This window comes from Neolewinella litorea (assembly GCF_004803465.1).
Taxonomy (GTDB): domain Bacteria; phylum Bacteroidota; class Bacteroidia; order Chitinophagales; family Saprospiraceae; genus Neolewinella; species Neolewinella litorea.
On the sequence record NZ_SRSF01000001.1, the window covers coordinates 1344586 to 1365506 of the forward strand.

Consider the following 20921-nt stretch of genomic DNA (forward strand, 5'->3'; position numbering starts at 1 on the left):
CCACTCCCCATGGCATTTCTCTACCCTTCCTTTTTGTGGGCCCTTGCGCTGATCGCCATTCCGGTGATTATCCACCTGTTCTATTTTCGCCGGTTCCGCAAGGTGTACTTCAGCAACGTGCGCTTCCTGCGGGAAGTGAAGGAAGAGACGAGCATGCGCAGCCGGCTGCGCAACCTGCTGATCCTGCTGATGCGCTGTCTGGCCGTGGCCGCGCTCGTGCTGGCCTTTGCCCAACCCTACCTGCCGGTGCAGGACGGGGTACTCAGGGGGCGCAAGGCAGTCAGCATCTACGTAGACAACAGTTTCAGTATGGGCGCGGAGGGCGATCGGGCACCCCTGCTGCAGGTGGCCAAGGACCGGGCGCGCGACCTGGTGGGGGCATACGGCCCCGAAGACCGCTTCCAGGTGCTCACCAATGCATTCAGCGGCGGCACCCAGCGGCTGGTAGGTCAGCAGGAGGCCCTCGATGCCCTGGAGGCCATTCGGATCGGTCCGGAAAGCCGGCCACTGTCGCGGGTGCTCGACCGGCAGGTCTCGGCCTTCGGCACCGAAACCCTCGACCACCGGCTGGTGTACCAGATCTCTGACTTTCAGCGGAACGTCACCGACCTGGAAAACCCCGATACCAGCCTGTCGGTCAATCTGGTCCCCCTGCAGGCCGTACAGGAACGCAACCTGGCCATCGACTCGGCCTGGTTCGACGCCCCGGTGCCGCAATTGAACCAGAATAACCTGCTGCTCGTCCGCGTACGCAACTTCAGCGACCAGACCCTGGACAACGTGCGCCTTAGCCTCACTTACGACGGACAAACCAAACCCGTGGGTACACTATCCCTGCCCCCGCGGGGCTCGGTGATCGACAGCGTCTTTCTGAACATCACCCAGGGGGGAAGCGGCACCGCACGGCTGACCATCACCGATTACCCGGTGGAGTTCGACGACGACTACTTTCTGGCCTTCCGGACCACCGATCGGGTTCGCGTGCTCAACATCAACGGCGATGAGGCCTTCGACCGCAACCTGAGCGCTGCCCTGCGGCTGGGGGTTTTCGAACCTACCCAGGTGCCGGCCCAGCGCATCGATTACGGTGGCCTGTCCGGCTATGATCTGGTGGTGCTGACCGATATGGACGCGATCGGCAGCGGTCTGGCCGAACAACTGCGACAGTACGTTCGCGACGGCGGCAACCTACTGGTCTTTCCGCCCCGCAACGCCGACCCGGGCAGCTACAACGCCTTCCTGCAGTCACTGCCCGCCGACGAACTCCTCGCCTACCAGGAACAAAGTCGGGAAGTAAGCGGCCTCAACGACGAAGCCTTCATCTTCGGTGGGGTGTTCGAGAACCGTCGCTCGGCACTGAACCTGCCCACCACCGCCGGCAACTTTCCCCTTACCCGCTACGGGGCCCGTGCCCAGGAAGCCCTGCTGACCTACCGCGACGGCAGTACCGCCCTGGCGAAGTATTCCGTCGGCGAAGGCAACCTCTACCTGAGCGCTGCCCCCCTCGCTACCGGCATAAATAACCTGTCGCTCAACGCCGAGGTCTTCATCCCCATGCTGTACAAGATGGGCATCAGCAGCGGTCGGCGGCGGCCCGCGGCCTACACCATCGGGCGCGATGAGGTGATCGAAACAGGCCGGCGGCAGTCGTCGGGGGAGATAGTCTACAAACTTCGCGGCCCCGGCGGAGAATTCATCCCCGAGCAGCGCGCCATCGGCAACCGGGTGGCCCTGGGCCTGGGTGGCCAGGTACCCGAAGCGGGCATCTACGAACTGGTCATCAACGACGAAGTCGTCGAGTCCTTCGCCTTTAACTACGACCGGACGGAGTCGGACCTGAGCTACACCCCCCTCGACAAACTGGAAAACATCGCCAACACCTCGGTGCTGGACGCCGACAGCCAGGCCGCGCTCCTCGAAGAGGTGCGCAGCCGCAACGAAGGCCGGCCCCTGTGGCGCTACTTCATCTGGGCTGCCCTGCTCTTCCTCCTGGCCGAAGTGCTCCTGCTGCGGTTCTGGAAGGTGTAGCACTCCCCTGCCCTGCCGCCCGGAATTGCGGCCGCTTTGATACCTTTGCCCGCCTATGCTCCTCCGTTCAGTACTGATCACCGATCCCGCCAGCCCCCACCACGGGAACACCCGCGACCTGCGGATCACCGGCGGGGTCATCCGCGCCATTGCCGAAGCGCTGGAACCGGAAGGGGATGAAGAGGTGGTGGCCTACCCCGACGCGCGCGTCTCTCCCGGATTCGTCGACATCGGTGCCTACCTGGGTGACCCCGGCCACGAGGAACGCGAAGACATCGCCAGCCTGACCGCCTCGGCCCGCGCCGGCGGCTACGTGGCCGTGGCCGTCCTGCCCAATACGGAGCCCGTACGCCAGACGGTGGCCGACATGACCTACCTGCGCAGCCACAACCGCGACGGCGCCGTTGACCTGCTCCCCCTGGCCGCCCTCAGCCGCGATACCGCCGGCCGCGACCTCACGGAAATGATGGAGCTGGACGCGGCTGGCGCGCTGGCCTTCACCGACGGTCCGGGCCGCAACACCTCCGGCAGTCTGCTGAAGCGGGCGCTCGAATACACCAGGACCTTCGGGGGCGTCATTCTTGAATCTGCCTACGACCCCGAACTGGCCGAGGAAGGTCAGATGCACGAAGGTGCCGTCAGCGTGCAGCTTGGCTTGCGCGGCATTCCGACAATGTGCGAGACAATCCCCCTGCGCCGCAACCTCTCCATCCTAGAGTACACCGGGGGGCGAATGATCACTCACCTGCTCAGTTCGGCGGACGGACTGGAACTGCTGCGCGAATTCGGGATCGGCACCAATGGCCTGGCCGGCTGCACCGTCGGGGCCCACCACCTGACGTTCACGGATGCCGACCTGGCCGCTTTCGACCCCAACTTCAAAGTGCTGCCGCCACTGCGGTCGGAGGAAGACCGCGAGGCCCTGCGCCAAGGCGTCGCGGACGGCAGCATTGCCGCCATCGTGAGCCACCACCGGGCCCGCCACCGGGAGGAGAAAGACCTGGAATTCAGCTACGCCACCTTCGGGGCCCTGGGCCTGGAGACCGCTTTCCGGCAGCAACTCCGGTGGGCCGACGACGAAGCAAAGCTTTCGGCCGTGATCGCGGCATTGACGGCCGGGCCCCGCCGGCTCCTCGGGCTCGAACCCCTGCACATCGACACCGGAGCGCCGGCCCGGCTGACGCTCTACACCATCAGCGGCGAATCTACCTTCACCGCCGCCGACCTGCCGGGGAAGACCACCAACCACCCCTTGCTCGGACAGTCGTTGCCCGGCCGTATCCTGGGTACCGTAAACCACGACCGGCTATGGACATCAGCGTAGTCGTCCCCCTCTTCAACGAGGAAGAATCCCTGCGGGAACTTACCGAGTGGATCGACCGCGTCATGCGGGCCAACGGCTTCACCTATGAGGTGTGGCTAGTCGACGACGGCAGCACCGACGACAGCTGGGCGGTGGTGCGCGAACTTACCGCCCATAACGACTGCCTCAAGGGCATCAAGTTCCAGCGCAACTACGGCAAAAGTCCGGCACTGAACGTGGGCTTCCAGCACGCTACGGGCGACGTGATCGTCACCCTGGATGCGGACCTGCAGGACAGTCCGGACGAAATTCCGGCCCTCTACCGAATGATTGTCGAGGAAGGCTACGATGTGGTCTCCGGATGGAAAAAGGAGCGGCGCGACCCCATCGGCAAAACTATCCCCTCCCGCTTCTTCAATATGGTCACCCGGCTCGTGAGCGGCATCAAACTGCACGACTTTAACTGTGGGCTCAAAAGCTACCGGCGCAACGTCGTGAAGTCGATCGAGGTCTACGGCGACATGCATCGTCACCTGCCCCTGCTGGCCAAGTGGGCCGGTTTCCGCAAGATCGGCGAAAAGGTCGTCGAGCACCGCCCACGCAAGTACGGCTACTCCAAGTTCGGTCTCTCGCGGCTCGTGACGGGCTTCCTGGATCTGCTGTCGCTCATGTTCGTCGGCAAGTTCGGCAAGCGCCCGATGCACCTCTTCGGCACCCTCGGCACCCTGATGTTTCTGATCGGTTTCGTTTCCTCGGTCGTCATCGGCACCACCAAGGTATACGCCCTGGCCAATAACATGCCCAAGACCCTGGTGACCGACAATCCCTGGTTCTACATCAGCCTTACCACCATGGTGATGGGTACCATCCTGTTCGTCACGGGCTTCCTGGCGGAGCTGGTGGCCCGCTCCAACCCCGACCGCAACTATTACCTCGTAGAAGAAGTGCTGGATGCTTGAGGTATACGACGATGCCTACTTCATGCGGCAGGCCCTGGCGCAGGCCCGCCTGGCGGCCTCCATGGGCGAGATCCCGGTGGGCGCCGTAGTGGTGTCCCACAACCGCATCATCGCCCGGGGCCACAACGAAACCGAACGGCTCAACGACGTCACGGCCCACGCCGAGATCATCGCCCTGACCGCGGCGGCGAATCACCTGGGCGACAAGTACCTGCTGGACTGCACGCTCTACGTGACCCTCGAACCCTGCCCCATGTGCGCCGGTGCCCTGGCCTGGGCCCAGACCGCCCGCATCGTTTACGGGGCCAGCGACGACAAGCGGGGCTTCATGCGCTTCGGCCGCGAACTCCTGCACCCGAAAACGAAGCTGGAATTCGGAATCCTGCACGATGAATGCGCCGAACTGATGACGGGATTCTTCCAAAACCGGCGTTAAACTTGGATTAAACCACCCTTCCCCTGCACCCGCGTACGCGCCCCGACCGTACTATTGGTGATCCATTGCCCCCGACCAATGCTACGTATCCTGCCCCTGTTGCTGTTCTCCCTGCTTTTCCTCACGGGCTGCGGCCCCCGATTGCGACCCTTCACCCAAGACCTTTACGCAGAGCAGCAGTGGGACGAGGCCGACCTGCGGCGGATCCAGTTCTACCTCTCTGAGGACGTGGTGCTGCAGCGGGAATTGCGCAGCGGCAGTTCGCGGATCCGCAACGGTTCGGTGCAGGTGATCAACGGGCGCGAGGTGGAGCAGGTGGTTTTTCGCCGCAATACGCCGGGTGTATTCACCTTCAGTCCGAAGGATCAGCGGGTGGCCATTTCCTTTGAGGACGACGACGACAACTACCTGATCTTCGGGCCCAATCCGAAAAACGGCAACCGCTACTCGCTGCTGGCCAGCGACTGGACGCGCAACAGCGGGACGGTCAACTACGCCGGCCGCGAATGGCGGGTCTCGAGCGACGACGCTTACGCCAGCTTGCTGATCCCCCTCAAGCGTATCCGGGACGAGGACACCCGCGGTCGCGTGGTGCGGGGGCGGCGGCTCTAGATATCGAGGAATTCGCGCGCGATGAGTTCGGCCTCGGCCAGTGCCGCTTGCAGGTCGTCGTTCACCAGCACCCGGTCGAAGCGATCGGCGTACAGCAACTCCTCCGCCGCGCGGGCGATCCTCACGCGCAGGCTTTCCGAATCTTCGGTCGACCGGTCGCGCAGCCGCTGAAACAGAATTTCCTGCGACGGCGGCGCGACGAACACGGCCAGGCTGCCCTGCGGGTACTGCCGCTTGATGGTCGTGGCGCCCTTCACCTCAATGTCGAAGACCACCGTGCGCCCGGCGTCCCAGATGCGGCGCACCTCCGAGTGGAGGGTGCCGTAAAAGCGCCCCGGGTATACCTCTTCGTACTCCACGAACTCGCCGCGCGCCACTTTGGCCAGGAACTCCTCCGGGCTCAGGAAGTAATAGTCTACACCGTCGCGCTCTCCCGGCCGGGGCGGGCGCGTGGTGGCGGACACCGAGAAGGCCAACTCCCCGAATTTTTTCAGGAGGTGGCGCACCAGGGTGGTTTTTCCGGCGCCGGAGGGGGCGGTGAAGATCAGTAGTTTTCCGTGGGGCGGCTCAGGCGACATTGGCGAGCTGTTCTTTCAGCATTTCGAGGTGTTCCTTCATGGCGACGACCAGTTTTTGCAGGTCGGCGGAGTAGGACTTGGCCCCCAGTGTATTGATTTCGCGGCCCATTTCCTGACCGATGAAGGCGAGTTTGCGCCCCTTCACCTCATCCTCGTTATTGAGGATTTCGAGGAAGTACTCGCAGTTCTGCGCCAGGCGTACCTTTTCCTCGTTGATGTCCATCTTTTCCAGGTAGAAGAGCACTTCCTGCTCGTAGCGGTTCTTGTCGACGTTGGCGCGGCCCATGTATTCGGCCAGGTGGCGTTCCATGCGGGTGCGTACGGCTTCGATGCGCTGGTCGGCATAGTCGTCGACCTGACCGAGCAGTTCCAGTATGGCGCGGACGCGGGTGCCGAGGTCATCGGCGAGGGCGCTGCCTTCCTGGCTCCGGTATGCGTGCAGGCGGTCCAGGCAGGCTTCCACCACGGCCTGCACGTTTTCCCAGTCGCCCGCTTCCAGTTCGGCCAGTCCGGTCTCCACGATACCGGGGGTGCGCAGCAGGGCGGGTACGAGTCCGTCCATCGTATGCTCCGGCAGGGGCCGTTTGCCGTGGTCGTTGAGGCGGAAGTAGACTTCCTGGCTGATGGCCGAGAGCAGGGGCAGGTCGACCTTGACCTTGCCGGCGCCGGATTCGTCGGCGATCTCGACGTTCATTTCCAGCTTGCCGCGTTTGGCCGCGGCCAGTACCCGCTTGCGCAGTTCCAGTTCGTGGGCCTGCAGGTTGAGGTTAGTGCGCAGGCGCAGGTCGGTCTGCTTGCTGTTCAGCCCGCGCAATTCGGCGGTATAGGTTTTGCCGCCATCGGTACGGACGGCGCGACCGTAGCCGGTCATGGAAAGGAGCATGGGTGGGGTGTTGATAAGGGGTGCGAATATAGGAGGAATTGCCGGGGCGCCCGACCCGTGATCGCCGCGATGGTTTGGTGGCTCGGAGCTCAAAAGGTGACAATCGCCAAAGGAACCGGAAATAAAGTACCAGTATTACGAAATAATTACCTAAGTGATTGATTACAAAAGAAATAGTGTTGTTAGTTGGGTAAAAGTCACCGAAAATCAGATATTTGCACCGCTTTTGAAAACCCGCGCTCGGGAACAAAAATACCAGAATGAGAAAAGCTGATTTAGTGGCAAATATTGCCGACAAGACAGGCATCGCGAAAGTCGATGTACTGGTCTCTCTTGAAAGTTTCTTCAAAGAGGTCAAGGGAAGCCTCGCAGAAGGTGAAAACGTTTACATCCGCGGCTTCGGCTCTTTTGTAGTCAAGAAGCGCGCCAAGAAGATTGGTCGCCACATTCAGAAGAACAAGGCCATCGAAATTCCCGAACACTACATCCCGGCCTTCAAGCCGGCTAAAATCTTCGTTGAACAGGTCAAGGACAAGGTGGCCTCCCTGCCCGACGACGACGAGAGTGACCTGGACTAAATGAGAAAAGCACAGTGGATCGCGGCCGGTATCGCCTTTGTACTCGTACTCGTGACGTATTGGGGCTGCCCGGTACGCCCACCCGAGATGGAAGACGGTTTCCGCCGCGGTCCGCTGCAGGCTACCGGAGTGCAATCCCTGATCCGGGAAGCCCACGACGACCTCAACCCGGCCCAAGCCGCTACCCTTTCCGGGCTGGAAGAGCAGCTGCAGGAGGCGGAAGACGATAGTCTGCGCGTCGAAGTCCTGCGCCAACTGGCCCGCGAGTGGTACCAGGTTGGCAAGCCTTCCATTTCCGGCGCCTATGCCGCCCAGATCGCCGAACTGGAGAACACCGAAGAGGCCTGGGCGATCACGGCCACGACCTTCAGCCTCTGCCTGCGGCAGGAAGGCATCGACGACAAGACCCGGCAGTTCTGCGGCGCGCAGGCGGAACAGGCCTACCAGGCCGCCATCAGCCTCAACCCCGGCAACGCCGAGAACCGCATCAACCTGGCGGTGACCTACACCGATAATCCACCGCCCGACAACCCCATGAAGGGCATCCTCATGCTGCGGGAGCTGGAGCAGCAGTACCCCGACAATCCTCGGGTGTACATCACGCTGGCCCAGTTGGCCATCCGCACCAACCAGCTCGATCGGGCCGCCGAGCGCCTGCGCAAGGCCGACGAGCTCGACCCCGGCAATCCCGACGTAGTGTGCCCCCTCGCCAAAGTGTACGAAGACCTCGGCCGGGCAGGGGAAGCCGATATCTTTGCCCGAAAGTGTTCGGATTTGTTGGGGCAGGAAGGCTGAATGCCGCGGCTAACGGAAATATAACTACCTTTGCGGCCCTTGTTCGCCCCCGCGCGGGGGCTTACTACAACTTATGTTCCTCCCAATTTGTATTAATGGGAGAGCATCGCCTCAATCACCCCATTTTTTTAACCTAAACGACTCTAATATGCCGTGTGGAAAAAAGCGGAAGCGTCATAAGATTGCTACCCACAAACGGAAGAAGCGCCTGCGCAAGAACCGTCACAAGAAAAAGAACCGCTAGAAACACTCTAGCAGCATACCCACTGCGACCGGGGCGAGCAAAGCGTCCCGCCCCGGTCGTGACCGGTTTGGCAGCTACCCCGTTTCGGCGCCTACACTACCCCTCTTTCTGAGACAGCTGCGGAGCCTTTGTGAATACCGCAGTCACTAACGTCTACTTTTACTGCCTTTTTAGTCCACTTTTAAGTTGTGGCATCGGCTGGCAAATGCGCCGATGTAACCGCCAAGAGACTTTCCGCCACCTGCCGTGTTCGAACACGTGCGGCGGACTTACCCCGGACTTCCCGCGCTACGACGTTTCCCTATTCGCCTCAGTTCAGCAGGATACCTGGCACCGAGCGGCCCCAGCCCGCCCCCGGTAACCGGTATGTTTTAGTGTATCGGATGCACCCGCATCCCTCCGTCTACTTTTTACGGCGGGGGGAATTCGTGTATCTACCCAACCCTGTTGCACAGTGGAAAAAGAAATGATCGTCTCGAGTACGGGCAAAGAAGTTGAAGTTGCCTTACTCGAAGACGGAAAACTGGTGGAGATCCACCGTCAGCGGTCTACCGACCAATTCACCGTCGGGGATGTTTTCCTCGGCCGCGTGAAACGGGTGACCGCCCCCCTGAATGCCGCCTTCGTCGATATCGGACACAAAAAGGACGCCTTCCTGCACTATACCGACCTCGGCCCGAAAGTGCGCACCCTGCAGAAGTACGCCGACGCGGCCATCAAGGGAAAGCTGTCGACCTCGAAACTCGAAAAGGTCGACTACGAACCGGAAATCGTCAAAACGGGCAAGATCGACGAGGTCTTCTCCAAGAAGCAGGTCGTACTCACTCAGGTCCTCAAGGAGCCGATCAGCACCAAAGGCCCCCGCCTGAGCTGCGAGATCACCATCCCGGGCCGGTACCTGGTCATTACGCCCTTCAGCGAAACCGTAGCGGTATCGAAAAAGATCAGCACCAGTGAGGAGCGCAAGCGCCTGCAGTTGCTGGTGGAAAGCATCCGCCCGGTCAACTTCGGGGTCATCGTCCGCACCGCCGCCGAAGGCAAGGGGGTAGGTGAACTTCTGGAGGAGATCAACTCCCTGATGGACAAATGGAAAGCCATCGTTGAAGGAGCCAAAAACGCCACGCCACCGGCCAAGCTGCTCAGTGAAGTGGACAAGACCACGGGTCTACTGCGTGACCTCCTTACCCCGGATTTCACGAAGATCGTGGTCGACGATAAGGACCTCTACGATACCATCAAGGAGTACGTAAAGGACATCGCCAAGGACCGCCCCAATCTCGTTCAGTTCCACAAGGCGAGCAAGCCGGTCTTCGACGCGCACGGCGTGACCAAGCAGATCAAAAGCAGCTTCGGGAAGACGGCCACCATGGCCAGCGGCGCCTACATCGTCATCGAACATACCGAAGCGATGCACACCATCGACGTCAACAGCGGCAACAAGATGCCGAGTCAGAACCAGACGGAGGCGGTACTGAAGATTAACCTGGAAGCCGCCGAGGAAATCGCCCGGCAACTGCGCCTGCGTGATATCGGCGGCATCATCGTGATCGACTTTATCGATATGCGCGATGCAGAGCACCGCAAGAAGCTCGCTCAGACGATGCGCAACGCGATGAAGAACGACCGCGCGCAGCATACGATCCTGCCACTGAGCAAGTTCGGCCTGATGCAGATCACCCGTCAGCGGGTACGTCCTGAGGTGAAGATCACCACCGCCGAGAAGTGTCCGACCTGCAACGGCACCGGCAAGGTGAACGCCACGATCCTGCTCACCGACGAGATCGAACGCGACCTAAACTTCATTATGGAAGCGCGACCCAAGGCCAAGTTGAAACTTAAGGTGCACCCTTACATTTCCGCTTACCTGAAGCGCGGATTGCCCAGCGCCCAGATGAAGTGGTACATGAAGCACTACCGCTGGCTGGACATCCAGTCCGACAACGACTTCCCGATCACGACCTTCAAGTTCTACGACAGCAAAGACGACGAGATCAAGCTGCAGAATTAAAGAAAGGGGCCTGAACGCTAGCGTTCAGGCCCCTTTCCCGTTTAGAGCGGGCGCTTGACCAGTTCGTCACGGATCTGAAGCAGGATGTCCTTTTCCGACGGGCCGGGGGGCGGCGCGGGGGCGGCAGCGGGCTTCGGTTTTTCCGTCATCCGGTTGTAGCTGCGGATGAGCAGGAAGATGGCGAAGGCGATGATGATGAAGTCGATGATGCGCTGGATAAAAATGCCGTAGCGGATGGCCGCTCCGGCCTCAACTACATTTCCTTCGGCATCGTACACCGTCTCGGACAGCGGGATGGTCAATTCCGAGAAATCAACCCCGCCCAGCAGCTGTCCGATGGGCGGCATGAGGATGTCGTTGGTGAAGGAAGTGACAATGGCCCCGAAGGCGCCGGCGATGATGACCGCGGTGGCGAGCTCGAGCACGTTGCCCTTCATGATGAAGGTCTTGAACTCCTGAAACATGGGTGTAACGTTGTGTAGTCCGAAGGACTACCGGTGAGTGATGGTACACCCCCAAGATAGCGTACTAGCGCAGACGGTCGGCGCTGCGCACCAGCTTTTCATCCTTGCGGACGTAGCGGGCCGCCAGGGCGGCAAAGAGCATCGTCAGCACCGGCAGCAGGGCCCCGAAATCCACCTGGGCCTGGGCGGCCGCGGAATCGGTATACCAGAGCACCCCACCGTACACGGCGTAGGCCAGGGTAATCATAAGCGCTACGTTACACAGCACCACCTGTAGCTTGCGGTTGGTGAACAGGAATATGGCTATGAGGAGCAGCAGACCGGCCGCCAATACGCCGCCGGTGAGGATCAGGCTGTCGTAAACGTCGTACTGGGCATCCGCGAAGACCTCGCTGCCGGCTACGGGAACTTCGGTTTCCGCGGCGTCGGTACCGAAAAGGCCGAAGGAAGTGATGGCGCCGAGGGCCAGGAATACGGACTGGATGCGTTGGATCATGGAGTAGGGAATTTCGCGGCCGCAAAGGTAGGCAGCAAAGCGTACATCGGCTTGCTTCCGCCGCGTTACCTTTACGGTATGCGGTATCGATTGGCGACCGGACTGGTGCTCTGGATGATTTTCACGGCGTGTATACCCCCTTCGGAGCAGGGGGAAGCGGCGGTGGTGACCACCGACTTGAGTGACCCCGACGTCCAGCGGGTCTACGAACTGCAGAACGGGCGCGCGGAGGACAGCCTGCTGACCTATCTCTCCCACCCCGAAGCCCGGCTCCGCTACCTCGCGGCGCGCGCCCTGGGCAGTTTCCCCACCGTGTCCAGCGCTGCCGTGGACTCCCTCGGCACCGTATTGGGTGACCCCAATGAGAGCGTGCGTACCCAGGCCGCCTACGCGCTGGGCCAGTCGGGCCAGCCCGCGGCCGCCGATCTGTTGATGGCCAACTTCGACCGCAGCGGCACCTACCCCGCCTTCAACGCCGCCGTGTTGGCCGCCGCCGGCCGCACCGGGGATGCCGCTACCGTAGACCTGCTGGCCGGGATATCCACCTATACCCCCGCGGATACCGCCCTGCTGGCCGGACGGGCCTGGGGACTCTACTACGCCGGACTAAAGGGAAACCGCTCCGCTGCTTCGGATGCCGTGATGATCAACAGCCTGCTGGACCGTTCCCTCGCCCCGGCCGTTCGTCATCCGGCCGCCCATTACCTGTACCGCATCGAGTTTCCGGTGGATACCGCCGCCGAGCGGCAATTGCACGAGCAGTTGCGGCGGGAGAAAGACCCCGTGGTGGCTATGGGAATCATCCGCACCCTGGGCCGCAGCGGACTGCTACCCGCAAGGGTATCCCTGCTGCGCTTTTATGAGAACAGTACCGACTGGCGCGCCCGGGTGGAAGTGCTGCGGGCCTTTGAAGGTTTCGAGTACGCCGCGGTGCGGGAATCGGTGATCGAGGCACTTCGCGACCGACACCCGCTGGTGGCCCGCACGGCGGCCGATTACCTGATCGCCAGCGGAATCACGGCCGATGCACCCCTCTACCTTCAGCTGGCCGAAGCCGGCCTGCCGCACGACCTGAGCCCCCTGCTCTACCGCGCCGCTAACCGCCACCTTTCTCCCTTTCTGACGGACTACCGGGACCGCATCAACGACGGCCTGCGCCGGGCATACCGGGACGAGGAAAACGTGTACGTACGCGCCGATATCCTGCGCGCGCTCGGCGAGTTCCCCTGGCTCTACCGGGAGATATACAACCTCTACCTGGATAGTGATTCGCCGGTGGTGCGGACCGCGGCGGCGGAAACCCTGCAGGCGATTAGCGACCGGGAAGATTTCGCGGCCTTTTTCCGGTGGAGCAGCCGTCGGGTGCGGGACGAACTCGCCGGACAGTTCCGTCAAATCATCGAGGGTGGCGAGGCCGGACCCGCCTACCATGCCGGTCTGGCCCTTACTTCCGGAGCGGACGCCTATCGCGGAGCCTACGCGAACCTGGACTGGCTGGATGCCAGCCTGGAACGATTCGACCTGCCCCGCCAGATAGAAACCTACCGTGAGGTGCTGGCTGCCCGCAATGCCCTGGGCCAGTCCGACCTGCCGGTGCCTCCCCTGAACGCCGCGAAGGTGCGCCCGATCGATTGGCAACTAATCACCAGCCCCGACCCCGTAGAGGTGCAAATAGAAACCTCGGAAGGCCCCATTCGCCTGCGGATGTGGCCTGAGGTGGCTCCCGCAACGACCTCCAGTTTCCTGCGGCTGGCCGGTGAAGGATATTACGACGGAAAGGTTTTCCACCGGGTGGTGCCGAATTTCGTCGCCCAGGGGGGTGGACCGCGAGGTGACGGGTTCGGGTCCGAAGACTTTATCGTCCGGACCGAAACACCGATGGTCCACTGGGATCGTGCGGGTCTGGTAGGCATGGCCAGTGCCGGCAAGGATACCGAGGGCGTCCAGTTCTTCATCACCCACCGCCCCACCCCGCACCTCGACGGTGGCTACACCATCTTCGCCGAAGTGATTGAGGGTCAGGAAGCAGTGGACCGGCTCGTGCCCGGCAGCCGCATCAACCGAATCACCACCCCCTGAAGCCGTTTCCATGCCCTCAGCCGTTGAGCACCCCTGGGATCTCTCCCCGACGGAAGCCGTCAAAATGCAGCGTGAACTCCGCGACCGTATCGTACTGCAACCGCTGGAGATGCCTGTACGTCGCATCGCCGGCGCGGACATATCCTTTAATATGTATTCCGACGTGTTCTTCGCCGCCATCGTGGTCCTGGATTACACCACCCTGGAGGTAATAGAATCCGCCTACTTCACCGAAACCGTGTCCTTTCCCTACGTTCCCGGGCTGCTATCCTTCCGCGAGATCCCCACCCTGCTCAAGGCCTGGCAGCAACTGAAGGAAAAGCCCGACGTGACCATGGTGGACGGCCACGGGATCGCCCATCCGCGCCGCATGGGGATCGCTACCCACTTCGGTCTGGCCACGGGATCACCCACCCTGGGCTGCGCCAAGAAAATCCTTTCGGGCCATTTTACCCCTCCCGCCCAGGAGGCCGGCTCGACCAGCCCCATTCTCGACAAGGAGGAGGTGATCGGCTACGCCCTGCGGTCCAAGGCCCGCACCAACCCCCTGTTCATCTCGCCGGGCCACTTGCTGGACCTGGAGGGCGCGCTGGCCATCGCCCGTCACTGCCTGGGCAAGTACAAACTGCCGGAACCGACACGGCTGGCCCACCAGATGGTGAATGCCTACCGCCGGGAGCACGGCGCTAACGACTGAAGCCCGGTGACTGAACCGCCTATCTTTGCCGGTATGACCGAACTCCGCACCCGCGTCCGCGCCCTCGCCGAAGAACACACCCCCGCAACGGTGGCGGACCGCCGCCACCTGCACGCGAACCCCGAGTTGAGTTTTGAGGAGCACGAAACGGTGCGTTACGTAGCCGGGCAATTGGAAGAACTGGCCATTCCCTACCGTCGCCTGGCGGGAACGGGACTGGTGGCCGAGATCCGGGGCGGTAGCGGACCAACCATTGCCCTGCGCGCCGACCTCGACGCGCTGCCCATCCAGGAGGCGAACCAGGTGCCTTACCGCTCGCAACGTGCGGGCGTCATGCACGCCTGCGGACACGACGTGCATACCGCTTCCCTGCTGGGTACCGCCCGCATTCTGAAGGGTATCGAACAGGAGCTGCCGGGTACGGTGCGCCTGCTGTTCCAGCCCGGAGAAGAACAACTGCCCGGCGGAGCGACACTGATGATCCGCGACGGTGCCCTGCGCGACCCGGCCCCGGCGGCCCTGTTCGGACAGCACGTACACCCGCCCCTGCCGGCCGGCACCGTAGGGTTCCGACCGGGGATTTACATGGCCAGTACGGATGAGCTTTTCCTGACCGTCCGTGGGCGCGGCGGACACGGCGCGATGCCCCACCAGGCGGTAGACCCCATCGTGGTCACGGCTCAAGTGATCACGGCCCTGCAGCAGCTCGTGAGCCGGGAAAGTGACCCGACCCTGCCCGTCGTCCTGACCTTCGGAAAAATCAACAGCGAGGGGGGCGCTACCAACGTTATTCCCAACGCCGTACACCTGGAGGGGACCCTGCGCACCCTCGACGAGGATTGGCGCCGGGAACTGCACCGCCGGCTGAAGCGGACGGCCGAGGGCATCGCCGCGGCCCTGGGCGGCAGTGCGGAACTGGAAATCCGGCACGGCTACCCCTTTCTGAAGAACGACGAGCCGCTGACGCACTGGGCGCAGTCCGCCGCCCGCGAACTGCTGGGGCCGGAACGGGTGGTCGACCTGCCGATCCGCATGACCGGCGAGGATTTTGCCTTCTATACCCACCACCTGCCCGCCTGCTTTTACCGCCTCGGCGTGGGGAGTCCGTCTCCCGTACATACCGATACTTTCGACGTGGACGAGGACTGCCTGACCACCGGCAGCGGACTGATGGCCTGGCTGGCGCTGCGCCGCTTGCAGGGGGAGGGCTGAGCGGGTACCGTCGGGCGGCACCTTATCTTCGCGGCCATGCGCGCCAAGAAATCCTACGGTCAACACTTCCTCACGAACGAGCATTACGCCCGGCAGATCGCGGAGGCCCTGCAGCTTACCGACCAATACCAGCACGTGCTGGAGGTGGGGCCCGGTCAGGGTATGCTGACCAAGCACCTGCTGGACCGCCGCGATGCCTTTCATCTGAAGGTCTCCGAGGCCGACCAGGATATGGTACACTACCTGAAGGTCCACTATCCGGAACTGGCACCCGACATTCTCGAGGGTGACTTTTTGCGGCAAGCGCTGGAGCGAGTATTCGAAGGAAAGCCGTTCGGATTGGTGGGCAATTTTCCCTACAACATCTCAAGTCAGATCCTGATCAAACTGCTGGATAATTACCACCTGATCCCCGAAATGGTGGGCATGTTCCAGAAGGAGGTGGCGGATCGGGTGATCAGTGACCACGGCAGCAAGGTGTACGGCGTGATCGGCGTGCTGGTACAATCGCGGTACTCCCCTTCCCTGGTGATGAACGTAAGCCGGGGGAACTTCGCGCCCCCTCCGAAAGTAGAAAGCGCGGTGATCCGCCTGGTGCGCCGGGAGCATCCGCTGGTGCCGGACGCGCATTACGGGCTCTTCAAACACGTGGTCAAGAGTGCCTTCGGTCAGCGCCGGAAAATGCTGCGCAACAGCCTGAAGTCTATTTTCCCCCCGGAAGTCATGGCCGACCTTCCGCTCTTCGAGCGGCGCCCGGAGCAGGTGAGCCTGCATGACTTTGCCGACCTGACCGAGCGGGCCGTTCCCTACCAGGCATAAAAAATCCCGCCCCTGCGGTTGCAGGGGCGGGACGGAATAAATTAGCATTAGGTGAATACTTCCTTACGGAGTACTGCGGGCTAGTGCTTGATCACGCGTTCCTCGTGGTGCTCGCCGTTGTCCAGTTGCAGGCGCAGCAGGTAAGCGCCGGCGGGCAGATCACTGACGGCCAGGTTGGTGCGCTGGCCGGTCACTACGGCCTGCTTGACCATTTGGCCGGTCAGGCTGAAGAGGCGAATGATTCCGGCGGGGTTGTCGCCCGGAGCCATGATCGTCAGTTCATCGGTGAACGGGTTCGGGTAGGTTCCTACGGCGGCGGGGCTGCCGTCGGTGCGGGCCTGCAGGAAGGGCAGGCTGGTGTCGTCGGCACCGATCGAGAAGTACTGTCCACCGCTCTTCAACTCGGCCACGAAGGCGATGCCGCCGTCGAAGGTCTCGATGTAGGTAAGGGGTGCTTTCTCGGTCTTGGTACCGGGCTGGCAGACATAGGAGTCGCTGTGGTAGACGGACAGTTCGTGCCGCGACTTGCCGGACAGCTGCTCAAAGTTCTCGATCTCTTCGTTGGTCAGGAAGAAACGGACGGTGATCGGCCGTTCCTTCTTGTAGTTGGTGGCCTCGAGCTTGTAGGTTTTATCCATGAAGATCCCACCGGAGCAACGGTTCTTGCCGCTACCGGCCGTGAGCAGTTTCATCGTGGTACAACCGAAGATCTGGGCGCTGCGGCTTTCGAAACCGCCGATCACCTTCTTGCCGCCGTCCGTGAGGAAGTAGACGTTCTCGTTGCCGCGCATCCGGCGCTCGGCCGAGGTTACTTCGGTAGCGATACCCAGGTGCTTGGCCGTGACTTTCACGTTCTCGAAGCTGAAGCTGTAGGCGGTATTGACCAGGACGTCGTTGCGCCAGCGCCAGCCGAGGTAGAAGGTGGTGCCTTCCAGGAAGTCGGGCAGCGTAGCGGCGAAAGATCCTTCGGCGATCGTGCCGGCGGGGCCGACGAAGGGCTCGAAGTCGCGGAAGTCGTTCCAGGTCTTGCCGTCGAAGGAGTAGGCCAGGTTACCGTAGTCGAAGGGAACGGCTACCGGCTCGAGTCCGGAAACGCCACTCGGAACGTCGGTTTCACCACCGGCTTTCCAGTCGAAGCTGACGTCGACCGTGTGCAGGCCGCGGGCGTCGATGCGGGGAGAAGACAGGACGAAGTCGTCGCCGACCTGGTCATTGCCGTCGTAAGTGGGTACGGGAGACAGGTTACCCAGGGCAACCGGGCTGACCATGGCACCGTGGACTACGGAGGAGAACCAACCGTTGGTACCGTTCTTGAGCAGGGAGGTCGTGGACCAACCGGAGGGCAGGCTGGAGTTGCGCATGTTGTTTTCCAGCAGTACCTCGGTACCGTTGCCGATGGTGAGGGGAACCTCATCGTCCAGGATGGTGATTGTGTGGGGCGTACCCTGACCGAGGCTCATGATGATGGTTTCATCGCCTTCGATGAAGCCGTCGTCGTAGATCTCAACCTGGAAGGTATGGACGGCAAAGCCTTTGCCACGGGTGAAGAACAGCTTGTTCAGCACCTGGTAGTCGACACCCTCCTTGGCGGTACCGCCGAGGCGGACGAAGCCGTCCTTGACGACCGAAGCCTGTACTTCGATGATCTTGCCGACGTTGCAACCGCTGGCATCGGTGATGCGCTCGCTGACGAAGGACACGGGCTCGACGAAGGAGGCTACCTGCTCGCAGTTGAACTGGTCGCCGACGCCGACGCCGTACCAGGCGTTGGTGAGTTCCTTTTCGTAGTTGCCGCAGCTTCCGCCGCCGCTTTCGGTCATGCTGCGCACGAAGGCAATGGAGGCCGCACGGGCTTCCGCGAAGGTGGCGTTGGGGGTCAGCAGCAGCAGGGTACCGTAAGCGATGCGCTCGGATACTTCAAAGCCTAGTCCGCTGACGCTGTAGTTGTCGCCGTTGTCGTTGGTTCCGTCTTCACCCTCGGTGAGCAGGTAGAACCACTTGTTCAGGACGCCGGAGTTGGTGTGAACGCCACACTGGTCGTTGGCGAGGTTGGGGGAACAGTCCTGGCTGACCCAGAAGGCTCCTCCGTAGGTGTCGGGGTCGCCGGCCCGATTGGGCTCGTCCATGTAGCGGAGGGCACGCCATCCGCTATCGGGGTACTGTATACCGCCGTCGCGCTCGTCGATTTGCTCGCCGATGCCCCAAGGTGCCATAATACCGGCCAGGGAAGGATCGACGGCACGGGCCGCGTAGGCTTCGATCGCTGCGCCCCAGATGTCGGAGAAGCCTTCGTTCATGGCACCCGATTCGCGGGCGTAGACAAGGTCGCTGGTGTTGCTGCAAACGGCGTGGCCGATTTCGTGGCCGCAGACGTCGAGGCTCATGAGGGGGGCGAAAGTACCGTCGGGGTTCAGGCCGCCCTGGTAGCTGCCGTCGCCGTAGGTCATGGCCGAGCCGTTCCAGAAGGCGTTATCGTAGGCTACCCCGTAATGCAGGAAGCTCTTGATGGCGATATCGTTGTCGTCGTAGCTGCGGCGACCGTGCACGTCGAGCCAGTAGTCGTATACCATCTGGGTTCCCCAGTGGGCGTCCCAGGCGATGTCATCATTTTCGGCCTCGTTGAATTCTCCACCGCGGCGGTGCTCGGCGACGGTCCAATTCAGGTCGTCGTCGGTAAAGGCCTTACCCTGGGCGTAGAGGGCGGCGATGCTCAGCGGAATACCACCCTGACCGTTCAGGTCGTAGGTTTCCAGACCGTTGCCGCGGGTGTCGTCACGCAGTACGTAGAGCGGGCCGGTAGCCGGAAGGTTGGTGCGGCTGTCGGTCAGGGGCAGTCCGCTGTGGGGGTCGGTGAGCCGGGTCTGCTGGTCGACGAGAATGGTCCGGTTGCCCGCGTAACGGGTTTCCACATTAACGGGCGTGGAGGCATGCTTGATGATGGGGTTCTTGAGCATGATCTTGCCGGTGTGGGCGTTCACGTAGATCCAGGCGCGGCTGAGCGGCTCGCTGGCGTATACGTTGAACTTCCAGGCCAGATCGGGGTCGGCGGCCTCGGTGTCGTAGTCGTCGACGATCACGAGCTCGCCGCCGGGGCGTACCTCATCCAGTTCCCGCTGTACGTGGGACAGGAAGTCGGCGGACCACGCCAAACGAACGTACTGGTCGGCGATGTATTCCCAGGCGTACTGCTTGGCACCGACAAAATCCAGGGCGCGCTGCAGCGCGGCCTCCCGGTTGAGGGTGGGGCTTACGTTTACCGACTGATCAAACTCGTAGTGCTCGCTGCTGAGCAGCTGGAGCCCTTCGGCGTTGGAGACGGCGTTGTAGCGCCCGTGCTCCACCTTCACGCCTTTGTAGTATTCCTGAAAGCGCTCAACGGTGAGGCCGGACTTGTCGCGGGTGGTGTGGTCCAGGGTAGTGGTGATCCCCTGGTCGGCCAGTCCGAAAAGATCGGAGATGACTGCGTCCGTCGCACGACGGGACTGCTGCGCTTTTTCCGTAAATCGCACGAGCGCGGGAGTCTGACGCTCCTCGCTCATGATCATTTCCGCTACTTCGGGGCGAGCCTGAAGTTGTTGGTACTTGTCGGGAAGGGGTTGGGACTGAGGTTGAGCGGAAAGCAGCGAGCAAAAAGCGACGCCCACAGCCAGCAGGCCGGGTCGCGGCGAAAGTAAAGTTCGAAGCATTAGTTCGGTTTTATGGATTTGGAAACGAATTCTAGGGTTGCCGCGAATCGCACGGCTGATTGGTTTTCACTGAGGTGTTTAGTTCCGGAACTGATGGAGGTACGAAAGACCGGGGCCGATCAGATTCCGACTGCCCGAAATTAATTGCACTGACAATAAAAAACCTCATGCTATATGTTGTACCTACAGCAATTTTCCGAATAAATGATGTATCTACACCATTTATCCCAACTAAGCCAAAACCCAGTGATAACAAGGATTTTGGCACCCCACCGCAGGGCCAACACCTCGGACGAGAGGGCCATTTCCGAGGCCGATCAGAGGCCAAAAAAAACCAAAAGTTTTTTCAAATCTTTTCGTCAGATCGCCCACTTTCACCGACAAACGGATAAACAACAACACATTCGTTGTCAGTACATTATAATTATCTGAGTCAATGCAATCGGTGTAAACTCTCAGAACGCCAGGGCGGAAACCGTCCTTTTTAGGGCGTGAACGGGCCCGGATATTTGTCGATGTAAAAGGGAAGGCACGCTTCCCGATTTCCTCGAACAGCCCAAACGAATGTCACTTCTACCCTCTTCCCTCACGACTTACCACCGCGCCTGCCGGTCCGGCCTTTCAGTAGACGTCCGCCTGGGTTCGCCCGACCTTCGGAATTGCGCGGGACTCGGTATCTGCAGCATCCTGCTTCGGGAGGAAATGCCGGCCCGGCCCGCTTGCCCGGACGGACTACCGGCCTACCTGCGGCTGGAGCCGGTCACCGGTCGCCTGCTCCTGCACCTGCTGACCGCCGCGGTCACCCCCTTCCTCCACCGTCGGCACTTTCCGGACGGTTGCCTGACGCTGCCGCAGGACTACGCGCTCCCCCGCGCCCTGACCGATGCTCTTGGACTGCCGGAAGGACCCCACGACATCGCAGCGGGCACCTACCCGATCCTGCAAGACGAGGTTTTCGTCACCTGCTCCTTCCGCCTGGGCGCCGCGCACCTACAGGACGGCCACCTGCGCCGGCCGGCCGCCTGATCGCCACTTCTACTACCA

General features: G+C 61.9%; 18 protein-coding genes. 13 read left to right on the forward strand and 5 right to left on the reverse strand.

The annotated features are described in order from the left end of the window. The first annotated feature begins 9 nt into the window (after positions 1–9). The 5 genes from E4021_RS05610 (at position 10) to E4021_RS05630 (ending at position 5338) form a co-directional block, all read left to right on the forward strand. Positions 10–2028: a BatA domain-containing protein gene (locus E4021_RS05610; RefSeq protein ID WP_136457148.1), complete on the forward strand. Its 2019-nt coding sequence runs from the start codon at positions 10–12 to the stop codon at positions 2026–2028. 55 nt (positions 2029–2083) lie between these two features. Beyond that, the gene (locus tag E4021_RS05615; protein ID WP_136457150.1) at positions 2084–3352 is read left to right on the forward strand and encodes a dihydroorotase; all 1269 of its coding nucleotides are present in this window, start codon (positions 2084–2086) and stop codon (positions 3350–3352) included. Continuing rightward, the gene (locus tag E4021_RS05620) at positions 3337–4290 is read left to right on the forward strand and encodes a glycosyltransferase family 2 protein (RefSeq protein ID WP_136457152.1); all 954 of its coding nucleotides are present in this window, start codon (positions 3337–3339) and stop codon (positions 4288–4290) included. Before E4021_RS05615 ends, E4021_RS05620 begins: the two co-directional genes overlap by 16 nt. Beyond that, positions 4283–4726: a nucleoside deaminase gene (locus E4021_RS05625; RefSeq protein WP_136457154.1), complete on the forward strand. Its 444-nt coding sequence runs from the start codon at positions 4283–4285 to the stop codon at positions 4724–4726. Before E4021_RS05620 ends, E4021_RS05625 begins: the two co-directional genes overlap by 8 nt. 78 nt (positions 4727–4804) lie before the next feature. Next, a complete protein-coding gene (locus E4021_RS05630; protein ID WP_136457156.1) occupies positions 4805–5338 on the forward strand; it encodes a hypothetical protein in 534 nt (177 codons plus the stop codon). Here the strand turns inward: E4021_RS05630 and gmk are convergent. Both gmk and E4021_RS05640 read right to left on the reverse strand, forming a co-directional pair. After that, on the reverse strand, positions 5335–5916 hold the full coding sequence (gmk, locus tag E4021_RS05635; protein WP_136457158.1) for a guanylate kinase: 582 nt from the start codon (positions 5914–5916) through the stop codon (positions 5335–5337). The two genes, E4021_RS05630 and gmk, sit on opposite strands and share 4 nt — an antisense overlap. Continuing rightward, positions 5906–6799 carry a YicC family protein gene (locus E4021_RS05640; RefSeq protein ID WP_136457160.1) on the reverse strand — a complete coding sequence of 298 codons (894 nt, stop codon included), beginning with the start codon at positions 6797–6799 and terminating at the stop codon, positions 5906–5908. Before E4021_RS05640 ends, gmk begins: the two co-directional genes overlap by 11 nt. Positions 6800–7059: 260 nt before the next feature. Between E4021_RS05640 and E4021_RS05645 the strand changes: the two genes are divergently transcribed. From E4021_RS05645 to E4021_RS05655, 3 genes are all read left to right on the forward strand, one after another. Then, entirely contained in the window at positions 7060–7377 is a 318-nt protein-coding gene (locus E4021_RS05645; RefSeq protein ID WP_136457162.1) for an HU family DNA-binding protein, read from the forward strand. Further along, entirely contained in the window at positions 7378–8172 is a 795-nt protein-coding gene (locus tag E4021_RS05650; RefSeq protein WP_136457164.1) for a tetratricopeptide repeat protein, read from the forward strand. Between the two features lie 698 nt (positions 8173–8870). Beyond that, positions 8871–10424 carry an Rne/Rng family ribonuclease gene (locus E4021_RS05655; protein ID WP_136457166.1) on the forward strand — a complete coding sequence of 518 codons (1554 nt, stop codon included), beginning with the start codon at positions 8871–8873 and terminating at the stop codon, positions 10422–10424. Positions 10425–10465: 41 nt separating this feature from the next. Here the strand turns inward: E4021_RS05655 and mscL are convergent, their stop codons facing one another. After that, the gene (gene mscL, locus E4021_RS05660; RefSeq protein WP_136457168.1) at positions 10466–10888 is read right to left on the reverse strand and encodes a large conductance mechanosensitive channel protein MscL; all 423 of its coding nucleotides are present in this window, start codon (positions 10886–10888) and stop codon (positions 10466–10468) included. 64 nt (positions 10889–10952) lie between these two features. Beyond that, positions 10953–11384: a DUF4293 domain-containing protein gene (locus E4021_RS05665; RefSeq protein WP_136457170.1), complete on the reverse strand. Its 432-nt coding sequence runs from the start codon at positions 11382–11384 to the stop codon at positions 10953–10955. Between the two features lie 78 nt (positions 11385–11462). Between E4021_RS05665 and E4021_RS05670 the strand changes: the two genes are divergently transcribed. Genes E4021_RS05670 through rsmA form a run of 4 tightly spaced genes read left to right on the forward strand, consistent with a single transcriptional unit; the run spans position 11463 to position 16191 of the window. After that, entirely contained in the window at positions 11463–13463 is a 2001-nt protein-coding gene (locus E4021_RS05670) for a peptidylprolyl isomerase (protein WP_136457172.1), read from the forward strand. 10 nt (positions 13464–13473) lie between these two features. Continuing rightward, the gene (gene nfi, locus E4021_RS05675; RefSeq protein ID WP_136457174.1) at positions 13474–14160 is read left to right on the forward strand and encodes a deoxyribonuclease V; all 687 of its coding nucleotides are present in this window, start codon (positions 13474–13476) and stop codon (positions 14158–14160) included. A gap of 33 nt (positions 14161–14193) precedes the next feature. Further along, a complete protein-coding gene (locus E4021_RS05680) occupies positions 14194–15372 on the forward strand; it encodes a M20 metallopeptidase family protein (RefSeq protein ID WP_136457176.1) in 1179 nt (392 codons plus the stop codon). 36 nt (positions 15373–15408) lie between these two features. Beyond that, positions 15409–16191: a 16S rRNA (adenine(1518)-N(6)/adenine(1519)-N(6))-dimethyltransferase RsmA gene (rsmA, locus tag E4021_RS05685; RefSeq protein WP_136457178.1), complete on the forward strand. Its 783-nt coding sequence runs from the start codon at positions 15409–15411 to the stop codon at positions 16189–16191. An 80-nt stretch (positions 16192–16271) separates the two neighbouring features. Here the strand turns inward: rsmA and E4021_RS05690 are convergent, their stop codons facing one another. Next, positions 16272–19877 (reverse strand): M4 family metallopeptidase, encoded by a 3606-nt coding sequence (locus E4021_RS05690; RefSeq protein ID WP_136457180.1) that lies wholly within the window; start codon positions 19875–19877, stop codon positions 16272–16274. A 564-nt stretch (positions 19878–20441) separates the two neighbouring features. On the opposite strand from E4021_RS05690, the gene E4021_RS05695 reads away from it, so the two are divergent. Next, complete coding sequence (locus E4021_RS05695; protein WP_136457182.1) at positions 20442–20903, forward strand: hypothetical protein; 462 nt, start codon at positions 20442–20444, stop codon at positions 20901–20903. Positions 20904–20921: the final 18 nt, after the last annotated feature.

Excerpts from the sequence above, each read along its gene's own strand:
- E4021_RS05610 (WP_136457148.1), top strand. The coding sequence starts at position 10 with ATGGCATTTCTCTACCCTTCCTTTTTGTGGGCCCTTGCGCTGATCGCC.
- E4021_RS05615 (WP_136457150.1), top strand. The coding sequence starts at position 2,084 with ATGCTCCTCCGTTCAGTACTGATCACCGATCCCGCCAGCCCCCACCAC.
- E4021_RS05620 (WP_136457152.1), top strand. The coding sequence starts at position 3,337 with ATGGACATCAGCGTAGTCGTCCCCCTCTTCAACGAGGAAGAATCCCTG.
- E4021_RS05625 (WP_136457154.1), top strand. The coding sequence starts at position 4,283 with ATGCTTGAGGTATACGACGATGCCTACTTCATGCGGCAGGCCCTGGCG.
- E4021_RS05630 (WP_136457156.1), top strand. The coding sequence starts at position 4,805 with ATGCTACGTATCCTGCCCCTGTTGCTGTTCTCCCTGCTTTTCCTCACG.
- gmk (WP_136457158.1), bottom strand. The coding sequence starts at position 5,916 with ATGTCGCCTGAGCCGCCCCACGGAAAACTACTGATCTTCACCGCCCCC.
- E4021_RS05640 (WP_136457160.1), bottom strand. The coding sequence starts at position 6,799 with ATGCTCCTTTCCATGACCGGCTACGGTCGCGCCGTCCGTACCGATGGC.
- E4021_RS05645 (WP_136457162.1), top strand. The coding sequence starts at position 7,060 with ATGAGAAAAGCTGATTTAGTGGCAAATATTGCCGACAAGACAGGCATC.
- E4021_RS05650 (WP_136457164.1), top strand. The coding sequence starts at position 7,378 with ATGAGAAAAGCACAGTGGATCGCGGCCGGTATCGCCTTTGTACTCGTA.
- mscL (WP_136457168.1), bottom strand. The coding sequence starts at position 10,888 with ATGTTTCAGGAGTTCAAGACCTTCATCATGAAGGGCAACGTGCTCGAG.
- E4021_RS05665 (WP_136457170.1), bottom strand. The coding sequence starts at position 11,384 with ATGATCCAACGCATCCAGTCCGTATTCCTGGCCCTCGGCGCCATCACT.
- E4021_RS05670 (WP_136457172.1), top strand. The coding sequence starts at position 11,463 with ATGCGGTATCGATTGGCGACCGGACTGGTGCTCTGGATGATTTTCACG.
- nfi (WP_136457174.1), top strand. The coding sequence starts at position 13,474 with ATGCCCTCAGCCGTTGAGCACCCCTGGGATCTCTCCCCGACGGAAGCC.
- E4021_RS05680 (WP_136457176.1), top strand. The coding sequence starts at position 14,194 with ATGACCGAACTCCGCACCCGCGTCCGCGCCCTCGCCGAAGAACACACC.
- rsmA (WP_136457178.1), top strand. The coding sequence starts at position 15,409 with ATGCGCGCCAAGAAATCCTACGGTCAACACTTCCTCACGAACGAGCAT.
- E4021_RS05690 (WP_136457180.1), bottom strand. The coding sequence starts at position 19,877 with ATGCTTCGAACTTTACTTTCGCCGCGACCCGGCCTGCTGGCTGTGGGC.
- E4021_RS05695 (WP_136457182.1), top strand. The coding sequence starts at position 20,442 with ATGTCACTTCTACCCTCTTCCCTCACGACTTACCACCGCGCCTGCCGG.